The organism is Chania multitudinisentens RB-25 (assembly GCF_000520015.2).
GTDB lineage: Bacteria > Pseudomonadota > Gammaproteobacteria > Enterobacterales > Enterobacteriaceae > Chania > Chania multitudinisentens.
In genome coordinates this window covers 503,842-526,023 of the sequence record NZ_CP007044.2, presented here as the reverse complement: position 1 = coordinate 526,023, position 22,182 = coordinate 503,842, and the positions used below count along the sequence as shown (strand labels likewise).

16 protein-coding genes are annotated in these 22,182 nt (G+C 51.2%); 11 read left to right on the top strand and 5 right to left on the bottom strand.

From position 1 onward, the window contains the following. The first annotated feature begins 2 nt into the window (after positions 1 to 2). The 6 genes from mdtN (at position 3) to Z042_RS02255 (ending at position 9,198) form a co-directional block, all read left to right on the top strand. Positions 3 to 1,052, top strand: coding sequence for a multidrug transporter subunit MdtN (gene mdtN / locus Z042_RS02280; RefSeq protein WP_024912747.1), 1,050 nt, complete (start codon positions 3 to 5; stop codon positions 1,050 to 1,052). Continuing rightward, positions 1,036 to 2,913, top strand: coding sequence for an FUSC family protein (locus Z042_RS02275; RefSeq protein ID WP_024912748.1), 1,878 nt, complete (start codon positions 1,036 to 1,038; stop codon positions 2,911 to 2,913). Before mdtN ends, Z042_RS02275 begins: the two co-directional genes overlap by 17 nt. 17 nt (positions 2,914 to 2,930) lie before the next feature. Continuing rightward, positions 2,931 to 4,409, top strand: coding sequence for a TolC family protein (locus tag Z042_RS02270; RefSeq protein ID WP_154667030.1), 1,479 nt, complete (start codon positions 2,931 to 2,933; stop codon positions 4,407 to 4,409). 809 nt (positions 4,410 to 5,218) lie between these two features. After that, the gene (locus Z042_RS02265; protein WP_024912750.1) at positions 5,219 to 6,619 is read left to right on the top strand and encodes a glutamate decarboxylase; all 1,401 of its coding nucleotides are present in this window, start codon (positions 5,219 to 5,221) and stop codon (positions 6,617 to 6,619) included. Positions 6,620 to 6,721: 102 nt separating this feature from the next. Continuing rightward, positions 6,722 to 8,260, top strand: a complete 1,539-nt coding sequence (gadC, locus tag Z042_RS02260) for a glutamate/gamma-aminobutyrate antiporter (RefSeq protein ID WP_024912751.1) — start codon at positions 6,722 to 6,724, stop codon at positions 8,258 to 8,260. Between the two features lie 17 nt (positions 8,261 to 8,277). Next, entirely contained in the window at positions 8,278 to 9,198 is a 921-nt protein-coding gene (locus Z042_RS02255; protein WP_024912752.1) for a BACON domain-containing protein, read from the top strand. Between the two features lie 82 nt (positions 9,199 to 9,280). Here the strand turns inward: Z042_RS02255 and Z042_RS02250 are convergent, their stop codons facing one another. The 5 genes from Z042_RS02250 to Z042_RS02230 form a co-directional block, all read right to left on the bottom strand. Continuing rightward, positions 9,281 to 10,264 (bottom strand): nucleoside hydrolase, encoded by a 984-nt coding sequence (locus Z042_RS02250; RefSeq protein ID WP_024912753.1) that lies wholly within the window; start codon positions 10,262 to 10,264, stop codon positions 9,281 to 9,283. A 26-nt stretch (positions 10,265 to 10,290) separates the two neighbouring features. Further along, on the bottom strand, positions 10,291 to 11,313 hold the full coding sequence (locus Z042_RS02245) for a LacI family DNA-binding transcriptional regulator (RefSeq protein ID WP_024912754.1): 1,023 nt from the start codon (positions 11,311 to 11,313) through the stop codon (positions 10,291 to 10,293). Positions 11,314 to 11,466: 153 nt separating this feature from the next. Beyond that, positions 11,467 to 12,870 carry an MFS transporter gene (locus Z042_RS02240; protein WP_024912755.1) on the bottom strand — a complete coding sequence of 468 codons (1,404 nt, stop codon included), beginning with the start codon at positions 12,868 to 12,870 and terminating at the stop codon, positions 11,467 to 11,469. A 291-nt stretch (positions 12,871 to 13,161) separates the two neighbouring features. Continuing rightward, positions 13,162 to 14,583, bottom strand: coding sequence for a DASS family sodium-coupled anion symporter (locus Z042_RS02235; protein ID WP_024912756.1), 1,422 nt, complete (start codon positions 14,581 to 14,583; stop codon positions 13,162 to 13,164). A gap of 24 nt (positions 14,584 to 14,607) precedes the next feature. Next, positions 14,608 to 15,960, bottom strand: a complete 1,353-nt coding sequence (locus tag Z042_RS02230; RefSeq protein WP_024912757.1) for a class-II fumarase/aspartase family protein — start codon at positions 15,958 to 15,960, stop codon at positions 14,608 to 14,610. Between the two features lie 238 nt (positions 15,961 to 16,198). Between Z042_RS02230 and Z042_RS02225 the strand changes: the two genes are divergently transcribed. The 5 genes from Z042_RS02225 to Z042_RS02205 all read left to right on the top strand — a co-directional run bounded on the left by Z042_RS02225 (position 16,199) and on the right by Z042_RS02205 (position 22,168). Then, entirely contained in the window at positions 16,199 to 16,927 is a 729-nt protein-coding gene (locus tag Z042_RS02225; protein WP_024912758.1) for a GntR family transcriptional regulator, read from the top strand. A 381-nt stretch (positions 16,928 to 17,308) separates the two neighbouring features. Further along, a complete protein-coding gene (locus Z042_RS02220) occupies positions 17,309 to 17,986 on the top strand; it encodes a helix-turn-helix transcriptional regulator (RefSeq protein WP_024912759.1) in 678 nt (225 codons plus the stop codon). A 13-nt stretch (positions 17,987 to 17,999) separates the two neighbouring features. After that, positions 18,000 to 19,316: a purine-cytosine permease family protein gene (locus Z042_RS02215; protein WP_024912760.1), complete on the top strand. Its 1,317-nt coding sequence runs from the start codon at positions 18,000 to 18,002 to the stop codon at positions 19,314 to 19,316. A 110-nt stretch (positions 19,317 to 19,426) separates the two neighbouring features. After that, entirely contained in the window at positions 19,427 to 20,053 is a 627-nt protein-coding gene (locus Z042_RS02210; RefSeq protein ID WP_024912761.1) for an ECs1377 family protein, read from the top strand. Positions 20,054 to 20,515: 462 nt separating this feature from the next. Next, complete coding sequence (locus Z042_RS02205) at positions 20,516 to 22,168, top strand: ShlB/FhaC/HecB family hemolysin secretion/activation protein (protein ID WP_045784834.1); 1,653 nt, start codon at positions 20,516 to 20,518, stop codon at positions 22,166 to 22,168. The last annotated feature ends 14 nt before the right edge of the window (positions 22,169 to 22,182 follow it).

The window sequence follows — 22,182 nt, the reverse complement described above, 5'->3', positions numbered from 1 at the left end:
AAATGAACCCGTTAACCAAGAGCGGACACAAACGCCAATTGGCGCTCATTATTGGGGGGCTGATCGTCATCGCTGCGGCGGTACTCGGCTGGTATACACTGCGTCAGGATGCCTTGAATCCCATGTCTGAGGATGCCGTGATTGGAGCCAGCGTCGTGAACGTGAGCAGTTCCGTGCCGGGGCGGATTATCGCCATTAATGTTAAGGAAAACGGCCGCATTCGTAAGGGCGAGGTATTGTTTTCCCTCGATCCTTATCTGTACCAACTGCGGGTCGATCAGGCTCAGGCCGAGGTGAAGATGGCACAGGCTGCCTGGGATACTCAGCACCGGACCGTTGTGGCAGAGCAATCCAATGCGGCGGTAACCGACGAGCAAATCAACCGGGCGCGTGCCAACCTTAAGCTGGCTACCCAAACGCTGGCGCGGCTGCAACCTTTGCTGGCAAAAGGATATGTCACGGCCCAGCAGGTCGATGATGCCGCCACCGCTAAACACGATGCGCAGATCAGCCTGAATCAGGCGCTTAAACAGTCTGTTGCCGCAGAAGCCTTAGTCAGCAGCACGGCAGCGTCTGAAGCGTTGCTGGCTGCCCGCCGTGCCGCGCTCGCCATCGCGGAGCGAGAGCTGGAAAATACCCAAGTACGAGCACCCTATGATGGGTTGGTGGTTGGCCTCAATGTATCCGTAGGTGAATTTGTGTTGCCGGATCAGGCGGTGTTTACGCTGATTAACAGTGAGCAGTGGCATGCGTCGGCACTCTTTCGTGAAACTGAACTGAGCAACATTAAGATTGGTGATTGCGCCACGGTGTATGTGATGGCCGATCGGCAACGCGCGCTTAAAGGAAGAGTTGAGGGCATTGGTTGGGGGATCAGTTCTGAGGACCAGTTTAACATCCCGCGTAATCTGCCTTATGTGCCGAAGTCACTGAACTGGGTGCGGGTGGCGCAGCGTTTCCCGGTGCGGATCAACCTCGATAATCCCCCAGCCGAGCTGATGCGTATCGGAGCCAGTGCCGTGGCCGTGGTACAACATGACGACGACTGTTAACTGGGCGCGGGGCGCAGTGCTCCGCCAGGTGAAAGCCGATCTGGCCTGGTTCCCCGGGCGATTTGCCATGTCCTGGCGCGTGGGGGCGTTATGTGCATTAATGGCGATGATCGCCATGCTTTACGGCATTCCCGAATCTGCCATTAGCTGTTACCTCATCTTATTCGTTATGAAGCCGGATGCCGTAGAAAGTATGGTGATGGCCATTGCGGTATCGATATTAATCTCGATTGTGGTAGGCGTACTTTTACTGATACTTCCCTACGCTTTGGCGTCTGCGCCGTTGCGCATGGCGGTATTGGTTATCAGCTCCTTCGCGTTTCTCTGGTTGGGTTCAGCCAGCAAGTTAGGGCCAGTGGGCAGCATTATTGCGTTGGTCATCGCTTTTGTTATGTCCTTACTTGGCAATGTGCCGAACGGGGAATTAGCAACAAGGGCCGTGCTTTACGCCTGGCTAATGGCCGTTTCACCCATGATGCTGTTAGTGGTGTTCAATTTGTTTCTGGGCAGGGCGCCATGGAAATTGCTGCGTGCCAGTTTGTCCGCACGTTTAGCGATCGCCGCAGGCGCATTACGGCAACCCGATCCCACCAGTCTGGAAAAGATCAAAGCCTTGCTGCTGGAAGGGCAAAATGAACATCAGCAACGCGCGCTTCTGATTCGTATTTTTCATCTGCGCCCTGCGGCTGAGGCTGCCTGGCTTGAGTCCGCAGTGAAAAGCAGCTACCGGCTGCTATTGGCCATCTCTGCCCTATCCGCATCAACGTCAGCGTCAACACGCCTTGAGTTGGCAGACTGGTGCAGTGCGGCGGCACTGGCTATCTCCGAAGGCCGCGCAGTGGAAACCCCAACCTTTGCCCAGCCGCATGACGCAGGCGAAATGAAAGATGCTGTGCTGGCGCTTGCCCAGCCGGATAACACCGTTGACACCAATGCGCCGAAGGCATCATTTTTTGTTGAAGACGCGTTTACCAGCCCTGTTCACCAATATTTTGCGCTAAAGACCACGGCTGCCAGCATTATCTGCTATCTCGTCTATACGGCATTGGACTGGCAGGACATTCACACCGCGATGATTACTTGCTATGTGGCAGCCTTGGGAACGACCGGAGAGACGGTGCACAAGTTGGCGTTGCGGATCGTCGGGTGCCTGATTGGCGCGCTGATAGGCGTGTTGTCGATTATTTTTATTATTCCCTGGATGACGGATATCGGTCAGCTAATGGCGTTGATCTTTGGGGCGTTACTGTTGGCGGCGTGGGTATCCAGCGGCAATGAACGCATTGCCTATGCGGGGATCCAGATCGGGCTGGCTTTTCTGCTTACCGTCTTAAATGGGTTTGGGCCGAGCACGGATTTGGCGGTAGCGCTTGATAGAGTGTTAGGGATACTGTTAGGCAATCTGGTGGTGTATTTGATATTTACTCAACTCTGGCCGGCTGCCATTGTCGATTCGGTGCGCCACCGCATCCGTAATGCGCTCACCAGTTTGCTTAATCTGGCGGCGCTTCCAGCGGGCGCACGCCCGGCGGCAATCAGAGCGGCCACCCGCGTTGAAGAGGAGATTGCAGGCGCTCGTGAGGCATTGAAATTACTTCCTTTTGAACCACCTTCGCTACGTCCAGCGCATGATGAATATATTCGTCTGAAAGATATTCTTAACGAAATAGAAACAGTGTGCCCACCGCTCTTTTTACCCGTTAAAAAATCGCCAGGCGATGTTGAACGGCTTCGCCGCCTCTGCGCGAAGGATAATGCGGCCAACACCGCTGACGTCACGCGCTGCTTCACTGCAACGGCATCACCCGTTGATCTGAGAATTCAACAAAGTATCAAGCGACTTGAGGAACTTCTGAAATGAGGCAGCCCATAGTGCAAATGGCTTTAAGTAATAAAAAACGTGTTATTTGCACCGTTATGGGACTGTGGATGCTGACAGGCTGTGCCACGGACCAACTGGATCTGGCCCCCGCATCCCCCTCTTCGCCTTGGGCTCCCAACGCCTCTCCCACGATGAACAGCGGTGGCAATTTTTCCGTTCCGGCTAATCCTCTTGTGGCAGAACTTTCGCCACCGCCAGCGATGGATATCGAACATGTTTATCAGTTACCAGAACTGATTGATATTGCCCAGATGCAAAATCAGGATACCCGTATCGCCTGGCAGCAAGCGCGCCAGGCCGCATTGGCGGTGGGCATGGTTGAGTCAACATTTTTGCCGATGATTTCAGCAAGCGTGATTGGCGGTTATCAAAGTACACGCACGCCGTTACCATACAAAGTGGGGGCTCAGCAGGATCTGGATACGTCTAGCAGCGCCGTGGTGCCTGCGCTGGCGCTGCAATGGTTAATCTTCGATTTTGGGCAACGCAGCGCGTTACAGGAGGCGGCCAAATACACATCTTATGCGGCCAATGTCACCTTTAACGGCATGCATCAAAAGCTTATCTATGATGTGACGCGCACTTATTTTCAATACGGTGCGGCGGTGGCGCGCAGCAAAGTCGCGCAGGGCACATTACACAACAGCCAGATGATTTTGCAGGCTGCCCAGGCACGGAGAAATAAAGGTATCGCTACGGCGGTCGAAGTGGCGCAGGCGCAACAGCAGGTCGCGCAGGCGGAATTGAATCGCGTTGTGTCACAGGGAGCCGAGCGTGATAGCTGGCAGGCATTACTGGGTGCGATGGGCATCTCGCCTTTATCACGGTTCAAAGTGGCTCTGACAGAGGATAAACCGCTGCCTGAAATGACCAGCCCACCTACGCAAGCGATGATTAAACTGGCCCTTTCCCAGCGGCCAGACGTATTGGCAAGCTATGCCGATGTACAAGCCGCAGCATCAGGTATCAAGGCCGTTGAGGCGGATTTTCTGCCAAAAGTTTACCTCGCGGGAGTGGTTGCCGGGGGCAATGGGCGCTTCGATGTACAAGGGCTACCGCCAATTGGCCCGCAGACCTCTTCTTCGAGCATTCTGCTGGGCGTCAGCGTGCCTCTTTACGACGGAGGACTGCGAGCGGCTCGGGTTAAAGAGGCCGAATCTCGCGCTGCCGCAACGAATGAAGGTTTTAAAAAGACACAGGAGCTGGCGGTTCGTGAAATTGTCGTCGCTGCTGATACGTTGCATTCTGCGCTTGAGTCAAATAAAGCAGCGTTGAACCTGGTGAAAACGGCGTTCATTACCTATGACGCTGCACTCGAATCATATCGCAACGGCGTAGGAACCATCACGGTTGCCAATGAGGCCGCCAATGGCCTGCTTACTGCCCAGCAAATGAGTACGGACGCCCACGCTGCGGCATTAATTGCTGCATCGAATCTTGCTTTTGTGATGGGAAAAATGACGCAGGCTGACTGATCAAGCCACACCTTGCCAAATCAATGCATAAGCTTGGCGCTTTATTTTCATGAGCATCTGTGATGTAAAGCCTTTCATGGCCGCTTTAGACCATAAATATTAAGCGGTTATTTGTAAAACCTATTTTCGCAGCGAGTTTGTCACCTTGTTAGGTGATTTTATATTGAGCATTCAGGCTTTTAAAAAGGAGTGAATATGTTTCGCCGAGGTTTTTATTCACTTATGAAGTATTTTCTGGTTCAGAAAATACCTATTTTTGGGAGTTTTCCTTGATGATATATAATATAAATCAACCTGGAGCTCTACTCGGCTAAGTATCTCTAAATCGGCATTAATTTACCGGGTGTTTAATGTGGAAGCTCTGTTTGTGACGCTAAATAGGTGGGTGGCGTTTGGAAGCCCAATTACTCTCTAACCCTTGCTGTCTGGAACTTCAAGCCCTGCATGGTGAGCGCCAGGGCAAAGTGGTCTGGCGTTTTTTATTAACCATCATCTAGAGCGTTACTTTTTTTATAATAATTTAGAATATAAAAATAGCGGCAAATTTTGGCTTTGTGGACTATGGAAATAGCGATTAGCCGATGAAAAAATTCCTATTTTGCTTACCTTTTTGTCTTTTTAAGGTTTTTGGAATATATTAAATGTTGCAGAGCCCTTGACAGTCACACTGTGTGAAGAAAATAAATGATGTGTGAACGGCATGATGTAAAGAAAGGAATTCTACTGCATCGTTTTGAAAAGTTTTAACCGCTTCAGGATGCATGAGTTAATACATTAAAATTCAATACAATTTCTTTAAGGGTAATGCTATGGATAAGACTAACGTATTTACCAATTACAATGAAAATGATGATGTTTACGCCTCCATTGATTTGGCGAAATCAATGCCGAAATCCGTTTTCCCGGCTGAAGAACGTAATCCCCGTAATGTTTTTAATGCTATTCGTGATGAACTCATGCTGGACGGTAATTCACGCCAGAATCTGGCAACATTTTGTCAGACGTGGGTAGATGACGAGATTCGCGAATTAATGGATTTATCGATCGACAAAAATATGATCGATAAAGATGAATATCCGCAAACCGCAGAGATTGAAGCACGTTGTGTAAGAATGCTGGCTGATTTATGGAATTCACCGACACCGGAAACGACGTTGGGCTGCTCCACCATCGGTTCATCTGAAGCCGCGATGCTAGGTGGGCTGGCCCTGAAATGGCAATGGCGTAAAAAACGTGCCGAACAGGGATTAACCGCCGATAAACCGAACCTGATTTGTGGGCCAGTACAGATTTGCTGGCATAAATTTGCCCGTTACTTTGACGTTGAACTGCGTGAAATCCCGCTGGAAGGCGATCGCCTGATCATGAGCCCGGAAGAAGTGCTCAAACGTGTTGATGAAAATACCATTGGCGTGGTGCCCACATTGGGTGTGACATTTACTTGCCAGTACGAGCCGGTTAAAGCGGTCAGCGATGCCCTTGATAAACTGCAAAACGAAACCGGTCTGGATATTCCCATGCACGTTGATGGCGCGAGCGGCGGCTTTCTGGCCCCGTTCTGTGTACCTGAGCTGGAATGGGATTTCCGCTTGCCGCGGGTGAAATCCATCAATACTTCCGGCCATAAATTTGGTTTGGCCCCATTGGGTGCGGGCTGGATAGTGTGGCGAGAAGTGTCTGACTTGCCTGAAGAACTTATCTTCAATGTCAACTATCTTGGCGGCAACATGCCTACTTTTGCCTTGAACTTCTCACGTCCTGGCGGGCAGATCGTTGCACAGTACTATAATTTTTTGCGTCTTGGCCGTGAAGGCTACGCGAAAATCCACAATGCGTGCTATGCCACGGCGCAGTATCTGGCCGAAGAAATCGGCAAAATAGGGCCATTTGAAATTCTGTTTGACGGTGACAGCAGTAAAGGCATCCCTGCGCTGGCGTGGAAACTGAAAGATAATGCGGCACTGGGTGGCTACAACCTTTATGACCTGGCCGACAAATTACGTTCCCGTGGCTGGCAGGTTCCGGCGTATTCCATGCCAGCACATCGTGAAGATCTGGTGATTCAACGTATTCTGGTTCGTCATGGTGTGAGCTACGATCTCGGTTGCCTGCTGATTGATGATATTAAAAGAGCGCTAGACTATTTCGCAAACCACCCGGTTACGCACCCTCTAAGTGAAGAAGAAGCGAGTGGTTTTAACCACGGGTAACGCTATTTCATAACGCTTCGACGGGGTGCCGTGATGGCAGCCCCGTAATACTGACTAAAAAATTCACTGAGAAGCTATTTGTCTTCCTTCAGGAGAACTCTTATGACCAGTAAACAGGCCAACGCCGTGCCAAAGCAATTATCGCTATTAGGTTTTTTTGCGATAACCGCATCCATGGTGATGGCGGTATATGAATACCCGACTTTTGCCACTTCCGGTTTTTCTCTTATTTTCTTCCTGCTGTTGGGGGGGCTGCTGTGGTTTATTCCTGTTGGCTTGTGCGCGGCAGAAATGGCGACCGTAGAAGGTTGGGAAGAAGGGGGCGTTTTCACCTGGGTTTCTAAGACGTTGGGGGAAAAATGGGGTTTTGCGGCTATCTCTTTTGGCTATTTGCAAATCGCCATCGGCTTTATTCCGATGCTCTACTTCGTGCTGGGGGCGCTCTCTTATATCCTTAAGTGGCCAGCGCTGAATGAAGATCCGATGGTGAAAACAATTGCTGCGCTGATTATTTTGTGGGGGCTCGCATTCACCCAACTTGGTGGCACTAAGAATACGGCCTTTATCGCGAAGATTGGTTTTTTTGCTGGCATATTGTTGCCCGCAGCCATTCTGGTGATCCTGGTCATCAGCTACCTGCATTCTGGCGCGCCAGTGGTGATTGAAATGAGTGCTGCGACATTCTTTCCAGACTTCACCAGCATCGGAACGTTAGTGGTGTTTGTCGCTTTCATCCTGAGTTATATGGGGGTTGAAGCTTCTGCAACCCACGTCAATGAAATGAAAAACCCGGGCCGTGATTATCCGCTCGCCATGCTGCTGTTGATGTTTGCTGCGATTTGTTTGAGTTCAGTGGGGGGGCTTTCTATTGCGGCGGTGATCCCCCACGAGCAGATAAACCTTTCCGCTGGGGTGATGCAGAGCTTTACGGTGCTTATTAATCATTTTGGTTCGAGTTATGAATGGGCTGTCCGTGTGATTGCGGCACTGTTGCTGTTGGGGGTACTCGCTGAAATTGCTGCCTGGATCGTGGGGCCTTCCCGTGGGATGTTAGTGACCGCACAGAAAGGTATTTTGTCTGCCCGTTTTGCTAAAATGAATAAAAACGGTGTGCCCGTGGTACTGGTGATATCTCAATTGGTGATTACGTCAATTGCACTGGTTGTTCTGACCAATACCGGAGGGGGCAATAATATGTCCTTCCTGATCGCACTGGCATTGACCGTTGTGATTTACCTGTGCAGCTATTTCTTGCTGTTCCTGGGTTACATTGCGTTGATTCGCAAACAACCGGAAAACAAACGCACCTTTAATATTCCGGGAGGTAACGCGGTGAAAATTACCGTAGCGATGGTTGGTTTAATCACTTCGCTGGTTGCGTTTGTGGTGTCGTTCTTCCCACCGTCAGGCTTACCGGGTAATGAAGCCAATGACATCTATGCCGGCTTGCTGGCGGCGAGTTTCCTGGTTGTGTTGGTGATCCCTTTCATCATTTATGCGCTGCATGATAAGCAAGGGAAAACTCATCATGTGAAATTGGTTCCTATCACTACCGACACCGCACCAAAAGGGCATTTTTTCATTCACCCAAGAGCACGTTCACCGCACCATATCGTTGTGGATGACAAAGAAGTGCATTAATTCGCACTCATCATGCCATGGTGGATGGGAGCCTGATACCGGACCAGTTCACGCTCTCGTCCAGTACTGCTGGCCTGGTGCCTCAGGATGCGGATGATGACACCGGGCTGAGCGTGCAGGTCAATCAGGCCGATGGCGCGATGGTCTGGCTGTTCAACGGCACCCCGTTGACGCAGGTAGAACGAGGAGTTCCGCTCGGTGACCACTTTGCGGGCCAGACGCTGGAACTAGAGGTGAATGCACCGGTGACGGTCAGCAGTACCACCGGATTGCCGACCACGGCGGGCCCTGTCTCGCATACCACCCGTTACACGCTGAGGGTGCCATTGGTCATACCGATGCCGACGGCGGTACGGCTGAATGTGAACGGTACGACTTTCGGGATGAATGAAGGTTTTCCAACTACCGGGTTCAATGCGGCTTTCTTTGAGTTTCTGATGGACGGCACGTCAACGGTGACCAATGGGGACTATACCTGGACGGTAGACCAGGCGTGGGTGACAGTCAGCAACGCTGGTCGAGTGTCTTTTAACGCGCCGCCGAATACGGCAAACAGGACGGTGACGGTGACGGCCACCGACCCGGTTTCCGGTGGCATATTGGCCTATACCTTTACCCTGAACAATTGGTTTATCAATAATGGTTTTACGATGATGAACTGGAGTGATGCATCCAGTTGGTGTGCGACTCAAGGCCTGAATCAGCCCTCCCGAGCGGAGTTGACATTAGGTGCTGGCACCCGAGGTATAGGTTCATTGTGGTCTGAATGGGGAACATCAGGCGCGTACAATGGCTCCGGTTTTAATTTCGGCGGCAGCCACTGGACGAGTGAGTTCAGTGGTTCCGGTAGTCGCTTCAACGTGGGCCTGATCGATGGCCGTGTCAGCAGCGTCATCGACAGTAGCAATCACTATGTTGCTTGTGTTCGGAGTCTTTAGTTCTTGGTTTTTTTAATCTGGTTTTGCCCCCGCGTTTAGAGCGGGGGTTGGCGTGGGAGGCATTCGAACGAACGTCGCTTGGCTAGTGGTATTGGCCCAGGAAAGTATAAATCATCGATAACAGTCTGGCATTATCGACGGATTGCAGCACCTGTACCGCTTTGCCCTGTGGAGCAGGGATCCCCACATTCAAACGCAGTTCGTCCGGGTTATAGCACCAGCTTGTCCCTCGCGTCAGTCCTCCTTCCAGCGCGACATCAACATGGTACGCTTTGCAGGTAGCAAGGCTGCGATCAAGCAGATAGGCAATCGTTAATGCATCATGGATCCAGCAGCCAGGCAGGTGCCGCGTTTGCATCGAGTAGGTGATCCAGGGGCGTATGGTTTCCACCAGATAACGGCTTAAAGGGGAATCAATCTGCGCCAACCGATCCAGATCCTGATGTGTCAGCATGGTTTGCGTGGTGACATCCATCGGCACCAGCGTGATGTTGGCCCCACTGGTCAGGACGACATGGGCTGCTTCGGGATCGATACCAAAATTGGTGTCCTTGATATAGCCATCAACATTGAAGACGCCGCCCATAATGACGATTTCAGCAACGGCTGCGGCCATCTTTGGGTAAAGTTGTAAGGCATGCGCAATGTTCGTTAATGGAGCAATCGCCACCAGGGTAATTTCACCCGGGTTGTTGCAGATCAGCTCCCCCATCGCATGGGCTGCCAGAGGTGAGCCTGATGGCTGCTGCTCGGGGGGTAAGACGTTTTGCCACATGGCTTTAACGTTACTGTTGCCCGCGCCGCTATCCATCCGCGCGCGCCACGGCCCAGCGGGTTCGACCAATGCCTGTGACGCCCCCCGCCAGACCGGGACATTTTGCCCCGCGATGCTGAGCAGCGTGTGGGCAATCGAGAATCCCACTTCACTCGGTGTATTACCTGAGACAGTGGTAATCATTTCCAGTGCGATTTCTGGAGCAGCGAGCGCCAGTGATAATGCCAAGCCATCATCAATATTGGCACCGGGGATACCGTTTCCTGGATCACAATCAATAATCAAACGCATACGTTATCTTCTTTTTTATCATCGTGTTATTTTGTGTCTTTCTTGACCGCACAACCACAGGATTCACCAATCCGCAGTTCAAACGCAAATTCACAGCAGCGGATTTCACCGTCCCATTCCTGCAACAGGCTAATCGCGGTTTTAGCCAAGCGGCTGACAGGCTGGCATACGGCAGTGAGTGAAGGGACGCAATAGTGTGATGCTTCAGTCGCATTAAAACACACCAGCGCCATCTCATCTGGAACAGCAATATTCTGCTCGGCCAGCGCACGCAGACAGCCGAAAGCCTGCATCTCATTCGTGGCGAAGATCGCTCGGGGGCGGTGTTTCTGCAACATGTACCGGGTAACGTCATACCCACCGGCACGGGTATAGGCGGTCGGGAAAATCCATTCATCAGAAGCCTCCAGGCCCGCCTGTTGCAAGGCATCACGCCAGCCGTTCAGACGATCCTGCGTATTGAGCATGTCAAGCGGTCCGCAGATAATGGCAATCTCCTGATAGCCATGCTCGATCAGGTGTTGTGTCGCCTGGCAGGCCGCAGCACGTTCATCGACACAGACACTGCTGATATTCAGCTCTGGTGCAACGTGCTCCAGCATGACACAGGGCGTATTACTGGACTGGATCAGTTCAAGATGGGGATGGCGATCGACACTGTAGTACAGGAGCCCATCAACCTGGCGGCGCAACAGTTTGTGGATAATCTCCAGCTCACGCAGTTGATCATCACTGGCATCCCCCAGCAACAAAACCCGCCCGTTGGTAAGTGCTTCCTGCTGTAAGGCATGCGCGAGAGAAGAGATAAACGGATTGGAAATATTGGGAACCACTAAACCGTAGGTCTGCGTCACACCGGAAACCAGCGCCCTGGCAATGCCATTGGGCCGATAACCGAGCGTTTTTATCGCAGCAAGCACTCTTTGTCTCGTTGTTTCTGCGACAGGCCGGGGGCCATTGTTGATGACGTAACTGACGACAGCAACAGATGTACCGGCTTCTCTCGCTACATCCTTGCGTGTTACGCGATGAGAACGTTGTTCTCCCACTCAGTCTCTCTACCTTGTTGGTCATACTGAAAGAATGGCAAGCCAGTAAACAGACCTGCCCTTTCGATTCAGTAAAGCATTATGCGGGATACATTCCCAGAGTAATTAACATAATACCGTTATGCCTGATGGTGTTATCAAGGATGAATAATCCTAAATTGCATCTTCTGGCAGATTCAGATCACGCCCCCGGGTTTCTGGTGCGAAGAAGGTCGTGATAAACCCAATCCCGGCCATCACCGAGAAATAAACGGCAATCGGCCACCAGTGTCCGGTGTAAGACAGCATCGCCGCAGCCACGAGTGGCGCGGTGCCCCCCGAGAGAATAGACCCCAGTTCTTTGGCTACCGCCATTTTTGTGTAGCGATGGGTGACGCCGAATAACTCAACGCCCCATGCCGCCTGCACACCGAAGATCCCCAGTGACGCCAGCCCCATACCGATAACGATGGTTGGGATAATGATCACGGGTTCCCGTGTATCCAGCAGGGTAAACGCCGGGAAGGCATACAGCATCAACAGCAGGCAGAAACAGCGATAGACAATCCGCCGACCAAAGCGGTCAGACAGATATCCCGCCAGCGGGATAATCAGAAAACCCAGCACGGACGCGATAAACACTGCCAATGTCGGCACCGATTTATCCACCATCAGCACCTTGGCCACATAGCCAATAATGAAGCCTTGTGCCAGATAGGAAGGGCCGTTTTCACCAATGCGCAGACCCACCATGGTCCAGAACGCCCGGCTCTTTTGCCAGAAACTGCGCGTGTCTTGCTCTTTCGCCGGTACGCTGTTCGTGCTGAGAACTTGCTGGCGTTGGGCTTCCAGCAGGGCTTTCTGTCTTTCAAAAACCGGAGTTTCGCGCATATAACGGCGAATAAACAACGCCACCGCTGCAATCAGCACACTGGAGAGGAAAGGAATACGCCATCCCCAGGCCAGCAGGCTCTCTTTATCCATCTGCAGAACCAGCAACCAGACCAGTGAGGCCAGCAGCGTACCGCTATTGGAACCCAGGGCGATGACCGAAGACACCAGCCCCCGTCTTTTAGCGGGTGCATATTCGCCCAGCATCACCGTTCCGCCTGAAAGCTCGGCCCCAGCCCCTAATCCCTGCATAAAGCGCAGTATGACGAGACAGGTCGGCGCCCAGACGCCAATACTGGCATAGCTGGGGATCAGGCCAATCAACGTTGTTGAGAGGCCCATCAGGGTAATCGTCGCGATCATGACGATCTTGCGTCCTTTACGATCCCCCAGCCAGCCAAAGAACAGTGCCCCTATCGGACGGGCAACAAACCCGACCGAATAGGTGGCAAAGCTCGATAACAGGGCGATAACCGGTGTGGCATTCGGGAAAAACACATCACCAAAGATAATCCCTGCGGCAAGACCGTAGAGGGCAAAATCAGCATATTCCATGGCCGTTCCCAGCCAGCATGAAAATGTTGCACGCCAGAAATCCTTCTTCCCTTCAGGAGTGCTTAACCTTTCTTCTGCTGCAAATTGCTCCGCCGATGAACGGGTGCTTGCAGGTACATCAAGTGGTGCCATAGAAAGTCTCCCTGGTGTTGGATGTATCCTGATAACGCTTTATGCCAAATGGTTAACGAAACTTATATTACTGTTAATATTGCGTAAAGCGTTTGGCGCTCACTTTGTACCTGATGAATTGAGTACTGCTTTATTTTTATTCTTCGTCAGTGAGTGTATCTACTCGAGTAGATAGGTCAACATAACAACTCTGTAACATGAGAAGGATCACACAAACTCTGTGCGCCTCACAGCCCGTAGTCCTTTGTTGTTGGGCGAGAAATTTAAAAGATAAACTTTATCGGGATGAAATCAGTAATAACCGAGCATTTTCCACCATACCATACCAACGGCAAATATGAGGATCACGTTAAACGTGACAACGCACAGGTTTATGCAGTAAAACCTCGGGCGTTCAAAATAGCCTTGGGCAAAATAGATGGGCCCAGGCCCACCGCCATATTCCGTATTACCCCACATTAAATTACTGAAAATACCAAAGCATATTGCCACCATCATCGGCGGTGCACCGGCCGCAATAGCCGTTGCGGCAAAGGGCGCATATAGGGCCGCGACATGGCCAGTTGCAGTCGCAAACAGATAGTGGACGTAAATATAGATAAGCCCCAACAGGATAAAGGCCCCCATGGCGCTAAAGCCCTGCATGCTGCTGCCGAGTCTGGTGGTCATCCACTTTATAAAGCCAAGATCGGCAAGCCCACTCGCCAGCGAAATGATGACGCTGAACCAGATAACGGTATCCCAGGCCGCATGATCGTTAAGCAATGCTTTCCAGCTCACCGCCTTTGAGGCAAATAGATAGGCGGCCAGTCCCAGACCTACAGAGGTGGCTGAAAGGCCAGTAATCAAGCTGGTTCCCCAGCCAATCAGGGCCAGTACAAAGCCCAGAGAGACTTTCTTTTCCGCACTGCTCATTGCTCCCAACTCAGCCAGCGACTTTTTGCCCATAGCTTTCGCTTCAGGCGTGCGTTTGAGCTGTGGATTCAGCAACTTGTAGACCAGTAAAGGCATCAGGCAGAAGCAGACCATGGCAGGAACCACGGCGGAGATAAACCAGCCTCCCCACGTTATTTCGATACCGAGTGAGCTTTTCGCGAGGCTTCCTATCAGTGGGTTCGCGGCCATTCCGGTCAGGAATATGGCCCCGGTGATCGGTGTAAACTGGAAGCAAACCATGGTTAGAAAATCACCAATGCGTTTACCTGACTCTCCTGGGGAAGATCCTAATACCTCGTTAATTGAGCGCGCGATGGGAAATATAATCCCGCCTGAACGAGCCGTTACCGACGGCATCGCCGGGGCCATCACCAGATCGGATATCCCAAGCGAGTAAGCGATACCCAGGCTACTGCCTCCAAAAAGAGACAGCATTTTATAGGCTATGCGTTTCCCCAGTCCCGAGGTGACAAATCCCAACGAGAGTACATACGCGCAGAAGATTAACCACACCGTACCGGATGCAAATCCCGAAAGCGCTTTCGATTCCGGCAGCGTTTTAGTAAATATCACCACGCAAAGTGCTATCAGCATCACCGCTCCAGACGGGAGAGGCTGAGTAAGCACCGCCGCAATAGTCGCGGCAAAGATGGCAAACATATGCCATCCCTGGGGCGTTAATCCTTCCGGAACCGGAAAAAACCAGATAGCGGCTCCTAGAACAACCGGAACCAGAAAAGCAATCGCTGATTTTCGTGCTGATTGAGCGGATGGCATATAGACCTCCTTATTTCCTGAGAGTTATTGCCGTTTTGCAAATTTTGCCAGAACGCGATCCACCATTTGCGGCGCCATTCCCAGATAATTCGCCGGGTTGGTGAGACGCTCAATAATCTGGGGATCAAGACGGCTGGAGATGGCAGGCATGCTGTTCAGAACATCGGCCAGTCTGCCGCCTTTTTCATTGACGGTGCGGCATGCGTCATAAACTACGTCATGCGCATCCTGGCGCCCAATGTAAGGCGCAAGCCCCATCATGACGGCTTCAGCAACAATCAGGCCTTTTGACATATCGAGATTTCTGGTCATGGCCACTTCGTCAACAACCAGGCCACTGAGCATGAAGTTGGCCTGATGCAGCGCACCCGCCGACAGAATGAAACTCTCTGGGATAGCAAGCCACTCCGCATGCCAGGGGCCGGTAGCACGTTCAAGATCCTGAACCATTGCATCCAACATTAGGCCTGCCTGCTGCCGCACGCCCTTGGCGCATGCCAGCATGAGTTCACTGGAGATCGGATTACGTTTTTGCGGCATGGTGCTGCTGGCTCCGCGGCCTTTAACGAACGGTTCATAAAGTTCACCAATTTCGTTGGCGGCGAGGAGCATCACATCGTAAGCAATCTTGCCAAGCGAGCCGGTCATCAGGCCCAGCAGGTTCGTTGCTTCAGCAAAACCATCGCGGGCAACATGCCAGGTCGAAGACGGGACTCCCAGTTTCAGGATCCCCATCATCACCTCCTGCACATCCAGCCCCTTATCGCCCAGCGAGGCGAGGGTACCGGCTGCTCCGGCAAACTCGCCGACCAGAATACGCGGGCGAGCCTGCTCAAGACGCTCGGCGTGCCGTTCAAACATATCGAGCCAAATTGCAGCTTTATAGCCAAAGGTAATCGGCAGCGCCTGTTGCAGATGTGTTCTTCCTGCCATCGGCGTATCGCGATAGCGGAGTGCCAGATCCGCCAGCACGTGGCGTAAGCGGTCTATTTCACTTTCTATGATGTCAAAGGCATCGCGAATTTGCAGTACAACAGCGGTATCCATGATGTCCTGGGTGGTCGCTCCCCAGTGTACATAGCCACCAGATTCTCCTGCCTGTTTAGAGATCTGGTGTACTAGCGGCAAAATGGGATAGCCAACAATTTCGGTTTCATGGCGCAACAAATCAAAGTCCAGCGTATCCGCATTGCACTTCGCGGCAATTTCATTAGCGGCGGCCTGGGGAATAACCCCACACTTTGCTTGTGCTTGCGCCAGTGCAATTTCCACTTCAACGTATTTGCGAATAAGCTCTCGGTCGTCAAAAACAGCACGCATTGCTGGCGTACCGAAAGAGTCTCTGAACAGAACCGAATCAAGCATATTTGAAGCCATAGGTACTCCTGAATGAGCTAATTGATGTTAAACTTCCAGGCGAGAAAAAAGCAGTAATGGTCCGTATTTGAGAACCAGAAATGGTAAAAACCCACGGTGAAAGCTGCTTGAAACTCTGCCTTTATTTGTCCGTACATTTTAAATATGTATGGACATTTATAATATCCATACTAAGAGCAGGGAAGTTCTATCGCTCATCTTTGTGATGTCGATCATTAACTTTTTGAAGAGTAAAACTATGAAAGAGCCTCTGTATAAGCGCATGGCCCATGAACTGGAGCAGGATATTACCCAAGGTAAATACCCCCCGGGAACGCCGTTCCCTACAGAGATGGAGCTGTGTGAAACATGGAAGGTGAGCCGCCATACGGTTCGGGAGGCGCTACGGGAGTTGACGGAACAGGGGCTTATCAGCCGCCGCAAGGGGGCCGGGACAACGGTTTGCGAACACAAACCAGAAATGCAGAATCACCCTCTGGCTTCGCTGGAGGATCTGCTGACCCTGGCCAGCAATAATTTACGCGTCGTAAAAAAAGTTGATGAGGTCGTAGCAGACTTTGAATTATCTCAGCTGATAGGATGCGCGCCAGGTTCGCGCTGGCTGCACGTTGCCAGCATTCGTGAAGATTCCCAGACGCAAAATACGCCTATCTGCTGGACTGACAGTTACACCAGTACCGCATTTGCAAAAATTGGCAAACTGATCCGCAACGATCCTTATGCGCTAATCAGTTCATTAATTGAAAAGCACTACGGCATTCGGAGCCATGAGGTTCATCAGTCAATTACTGCGGTTGGCGTACCGGTAAAAATTGCCAAAATATTAGGCGTTGAACCAGGTTCACCGGCGATGAGGATTATACGCCGCTATATTAATGGGCAGGGGCAAACCTATGAAACCACAGTATCATTGCACCCTGCCGGAAGGTACACCTGCAGTATTGTTCTTAAGCATAAAAATATCTGATTTTGTTGCTGATACAGGGGATGGGGCGTCGGCGGAGAACGGTCGTCTGGCCGAGCGACTGTGATAGCGTAGTGGCCCGTAAGTGAGGCATAACGCCCTCAACCGCTGAGCCACGGGCTTTTATACTTTTTGGTAAAGTTTTCCCTGGTGTTTTTATAGAGAAAAGAAATATAGAATTAAGAAAGTAATTTAATTTTAATATATATCGAGGCAGTGTATCCTCACTGTGTATGAGGAGTGATAACTGTCCAAATAATGATATGAAATCAGTTTATTCTTTCTTTTTAAAGTTAACATGAGTAAAAAATACTCATAACTCTGAAAGGAGTTTTACCTTATGATGCAATTAACTATTTGTATGAAAAAATTAAGGATGAATAAATGGCATACCATGTGAAGCAAAGTCTGGAAGAGTTGATACCTTTATTAGAAATGATTGATACTCCCTGGGCAATCAGAGATGACAGCTTTTTGAATGTTTATATGAATGAAGCTGCGCTGCGTTATAACATTATCCCTAAGGGATTTGATATTGCTGGCCGACATGACGAGGAGATCCCGGTAGGCTGGAGTGAGTTCGCCGATCAGTACCAGGCCCAGGATGAAAAGGTTATTGATAATAAGCAGTCTATCTCTATTATTGAAACCTATAATTGGTATGGTGAAAGCAACCTGACTCCTTATGTCTGTGATAAGCATCCGGTCTATCTTGAAGACAAAGTCATTGGGACAGTATGGAGTTCAGTGCCATTCAAACTGTTTACGCCACTTGAGTATGTGGACAACAAACTGGGTAAATTTGTCAGCAGCATCCCACCCACAGATATTTTCACTTCGGCAGAGCTGCGGATCGTTTTTTTTCTAATTAATAAAAATACCGCCAAACAGATAGCCAAACGCCTGTCTCTGGCTGAAAGAACAGTTCAAAATCATATTGCCGCCATCTATCAAAAAGCCAATGTCTCATCGCTCGGCCAGTTTCTGGAATATTCGGCCAATATCGGTCTGGACTGTTATTTACCCGAAGAGTTTGTTTTCAGGGGCACCAAGTACATTTAAGGATGATGAAGTTATGTCGGAAGGAAATCAACGTGATGAATATGCACTGAAACGCGTACCACTGAATAAGCGGTTGCCATTTTGGGGAGTAGCACTTGTTCACGCGGGTATGCTTACAGCACTTGACCAGTTTATGCTGGGAGCGGCTCTGGGGCACGGTATGTCGGTGCTGGATGCCTATATTGCTATTGGTATCGCCAGCATCATCTGTGGCGTGATTACGTATGGCATGGGGCTTGCCGGGATGCAGGAAGGGATGTCATGTAGCCTGCTTTCCAGATGGTGCGGTTTTGGTCGCATTGGCTCGGCATTCATTGGCATTATGATAGCCATCAGCCTGATGGGATGGTTCGGTGTTCAGACCGCTATCTTCGGCAAATCGCTGGATTTTGCCCTGGACCACCGCTTGGGGTTTAATGCTTCCGTGGCCATTGTGGGTATCGGGCTGACCATTTTGGTGGCTATCGGTTTCAAAGCGCTGCGTTTTATTGCCCGGATCGGCGTACCCGTGTTTATCATTGGTATTTGTTATGTCTCCTGGCTCGCCTTATCAAACCAGGATATTTCCGTACTATTACAAAGCAAGCCTAATGGTGAGGTTATCAGCATTAGTGGCGCAATCACTATTATTATTGGTGCCTATATTCTTGCCGCGTTACAAACGCCGGATATCGCTCGGTATGTCAGTAATAGGAAACAGGTCCTGGGGATGACGGTACTTACTATTGTTGCTGGAGAGTTCGTACTGAACGGATTGGCCATTGCACTTGCTCGTGCGTTAAATGTGTCCGATGTGGTGTCGATTATGTCGATGGCGGCCGGTGGTGTCGGGTTAACTATTGCGATATTTTCAACTCTGCGGATCAATGACCTGAATCTCTATTGTTCTTCATTAGGCTTGGCGAATGCGATTGAGTCTATTTTTGGTATCAAAATAAACTATATCTTTACTACTCTGGCTATTGGCACCGTGGGTACAACGCTGTCGATCCTGGGTATTCTGGATCGCTTTATTGGATTTTTGGAGCTAATGGGCATTGTATTTCCGCCTATCGTGGGCATCATGCTGGTTGAATACTTCATTATTCGAACCTACCGCAAAGTATTGGATGAATCCCGCGCTTCAGGGCAACTCCCTGGTTCTGGCAATACGCCTTCAATCGGTTGGACGGCCATTGCCGCCTGTGCAATGGGTGCCGCGGTGGGCTTTTTGGTAGAGGCAGGCATTCCAGCACTCAATTCTTTGGTTGTTGCCAGCGTATTTTATTGGGCTGCCACCGTTATCGTAAGAAAAAAACGCCCACTTGTCTGTCAGCCGGAAACTTACTGATAATGGGGGCTTTATTGCCTGCCAGATTGTCATCGGCCCATAACCGGCAGGCTTCATTTGAACGTTGCCTGTTGATAGAGTGACCGATAGGCAAGTGAAAGGAAACCCGCATGGCCGAACGTATTGATTACCAGATTGAAAAGTACAGCTTCGCAGACGTTAATGAAACACCGCGTATTGCGCAGCAGTGGGCTGAAGTCATCGACGAATGCCGTCAGGTACGGGCGGGGAGTACAGAGCGTCTGCGTATCGCTTTATTGAATGTGGATTACGTCACCAGCTTTGAGCTGCCTTTTCGTTTGCTGCTGGTGCGTGCCCCACAACTGATTGCTGGGCTGCGTGATGAACTGCCACTCAGTCAGAAAAGCGCCGTGTTTAACGGCAGGCGTTTTGGCTGTGTTTACAGCGTGAAGTCTGATTTAAGTAAGATACCGGATGAATTTCAATACCGTCTGTCAACCCGCATTTGCCGGGAAGGCTCGTCAGGCGAGACTGCTACGCCTTACCGGGAGATTGCCAGGGAAATCAAAGTGCCGCGCGAGCGGCTTAAGCGGGCGCTGGAGAACGGACTGGCGGTGACGGCGCTGGACGGTCTGTTCTGGTTCGGTATACAGCGTATTGCGGCCGATGTAGCGGTACTTCGGAGGAAGGGAATGCGTATTATGACCTCGGAGGTACAGGTAGGTGACAGTCTTACTGGCACCCTGCGTTCCGTGCCGGTATACCGCTGCGCCTGATGTGCTGATGGCCGCTGATGCAAGGGCTATTGTCACATGCGCCTCGCTCCATTACCCTTTGCGTCCATTTCATTCAACATGATTGGCATTAATATGTTTATCTTCTGCTAAAAAGGTCTATATCGGGTTCACGTGGTGCCAGCACTTGCATATCGTTTAGTGCCGCTGAACACTATTTTTCCTAGACAATTGTAAATATCTCTTTATCAGGTATCATCCCCACGCTTTCCGCCCACTATTCTGAGTGCTCTCTATATTAGATCTCCTGCTGGTCAGGGCGGCATGGTGATGGCCGCAAATGCTGTCACCTTAATTACAGCCTGTTCAAGGCTTTGTATTTATAAGCATTAACTGCGTTAAATTTATTTGAATTTATTAAGGGTTACAGGGATGAACCGCAATAATGTGGCGCCTTTGGTGCGCCTGTTTGGTGCCAGTCTGGCTTGTCTGGCTTTACACCCTATGGCGTGGGTGTCAGCCAGTATGCTCTCACCTGCCGTGTCGCAAAATGCAGCAGCCATTGATGCCCAGGAGCAAATCCGACAGCAGGAACGGGAACGCGCCTTACAGCAACAGAATACCCCGCAAAACGATGTTCGGCTTGATCGGCCAACGGCGCCATTACCGGATTATCCCACCAATGAATCCCCCTGTTTTACGATTAATACCTTCACATTGGCAGGAGACGCCGCCAACCGTTTTCAATGGGCACTGAACGCGGTTCAGGATGCACAGGGCCGCTGTTTAGGTTCGCAAGGTATTCTGCTGGTCATCAACAAGGTGCAGAATGCCATTCTGGAACAGGGGTATGTCACCACGCGTGTGATGGCGCAAGAGCAGGATCTCACCAAAGGGGTGTTTACGCTCCAGCTTCAGCCTGGCCGCATTGCCAATATTCGCTTTGTGGAGCCGGTATCTTACCGCGCCAGATTATGGAATGCGGTGCCAGCCAAGAGCGGGGATATTCTTAACCTGCGTGATATTGAACAGGCATTGGAGAACTTCAAACGCGTGCCCAATGCTGAGGCCGATATCCAGATTGTGCCGGGTGCACAAGAAGCCACCAGTGACTTGCTGATCACCTGGAAAGAGGGCCGACCGTTCCGTCTCAGCGTGGGGTTGGATGACAGCGGCTCTGAAAGCACCGGCAAATACCAGGGTTCAACTACGCTGTCGATTGATGCCCCCTTTGCCCAGAACGATCTGTTCTATGTCAACCTGGGCCGCAGCCTGTTTCGCGATGGGCCTTACGACAGCCGTTCCCATACGGTGAATTACACCCTTCCGGTGGGATATTGGAGCTTCTCAGCCAATTATAACGATTACACTTACCACCAGAATATCGCTAATGCTAACGAGATCCTCAGCTACAGCGGTAAAACCGAAAATACGCAGCTCACGGTTTCCCGTCTGCTATTCCGTGATCAGTCTCACAAAACCACCCTCAGCCTGCGTGGTTACTACCGCCATTCTACCAATGCCATGGCCGACATTGAGCTTACAGATCAAGAACGCCGCGTCTTTGGCTGGGAACTGGGGCTCAATCAGCACAGCTATCTCGGTGATGCCACCCTGGATGCCAATCTCAACTGGCGGCGTGGCATCGGTGCATTTGGTGCGCTGCCTGCGCCGGAAGAGTCTTATAACGGCGGTACGTCACGGCCCAACATGCTGATAGGGGATATCAGCCTCAACCAGCCTTTCCAGTGGGCCAACCAATCCTGGCGTTACAACACCAGCCTGCGTGGGCAATGGAGCCGCTCCCCGCTGACGCCGCAAGATCGCCTGGCCATTGCCGGGCGCTATACCGTGCGCGGGTTTGATGGCGAGCAAAGCCTGTCTGGCGAGAAAGGCCTGGTTTGGCGCAACGAACTGGCCTGGAACATGTTCTCCAGCGGCCATGAACTTTATTGGGGCGTGGATTATGGCCGGGTGGATGGCCCAGGAACCCGTCATCTGGCCGGCCAGCAATTGGTGGGGAGTGCCCTGGGTTTGCGGGGGGCACTGTGGCAGCGTTTCAGTTACGACCTGTTTACTGGCGTACCGCTTTACAAGCCAGAAAGCTTCCACACCTCGGGTGTGACAGCGGGCTTCAGCCTCAACCTGCAATTCTAGCGGCCACTGCAATA

Bases quoted from the DNA above. Each gene is read 5' to 3' on its own strand.
- mdtN (WP_024912747.1), top strand. From the start codon at position 3: ATGAACCCGTTAACCAAGAGCGGACACAAACGCCAATTGGCGCTCATT.
- Z042_RS02275 (WP_024912748.1), top strand. From the start codon at position 1,036: ATGACGACGACTGTTAACTGGGCGCGGGGCGCAGTGCTCCGCCAGGTG.
- Z042_RS02270 (WP_154667030.1), top strand. From the start codon at position 2,931: ATGGCTTTAAGTAATAAAAAACGTGTTATTTGCACCGTTATGGGACTG.
- Z042_RS02265 (WP_024912750.1), top strand. From the start codon at position 5,219: ATGGATAAGACTAACGTATTTACCAATTACAATGAAAATGATGATGTT.
- gadC (WP_024912751.1), top strand. From the start codon at position 6,722: ATGACCAGTAAACAGGCCAACGCCGTGCCAAAGCAATTATCGCTATTA.
- Z042_RS02255 (WP_024912752.1), top strand. From the start codon at position 8,278: ATGGTGGATGGGAGCCTGATACCGGACCAGTTCACGCTCTCGTCCAGT.
- Z042_RS02250 (WP_024912753.1), bottom strand. From the start codon at position 10,264: ATGCGTTTGATTATTGATTGTGATCCAGGAAACGGTATCCCCGGTGCC.
- Z042_RS02240 (WP_024912755.1), bottom strand. From the start codon at position 12,870: ATGGCACCACTTGATGTACCTGCAAGCACCCGTTCATCGGCGGAGCAA.
- Z042_RS02235 (WP_024912756.1), bottom strand. From the start codon at position 14,583: ATGCCATCCGCTCAATCAGCACGAAAATCAGCGATTGCTTTTCTGGTT.
- Z042_RS02230 (WP_024912757.1), bottom strand. From the start codon at position 15,960: ATGGCTTCAAATATGCTTGATTCGGTTCTGTTCAGAGACTCTTTCGGT.
- Z042_RS02225 (WP_024912758.1), top strand. From the start codon at position 16,199: ATGAAAGAGCCTCTGTATAAGCGCATGGCCCATGAACTGGAGCAGGAT.
- Z042_RS02220 (WP_024912759.1), top strand. From the start codon at position 17,309: ATGGCATACCATGTGAAGCAAAGTCTGGAAGAGTTGATACCTTTATTA.
- Z042_RS02215 (WP_024912760.1), top strand. From the start codon at position 18,000: ATGTCGGAAGGAAATCAACGTGATGAATATGCACTGAAACGCGTACCA.
- Z042_RS02210 (WP_024912761.1), top strand. From the start codon at position 19,427: ATGGCCGAACGTATTGATTACCAGATTGAAAAGTACAGCTTCGCAGAC.
- Z042_RS02205 (WP_045784834.1), top strand. From the start codon at position 20,516: ATGGCGTGGGTGTCAGCCAGTATGCTCTCACCTGCCGTGTCGCAAAAT.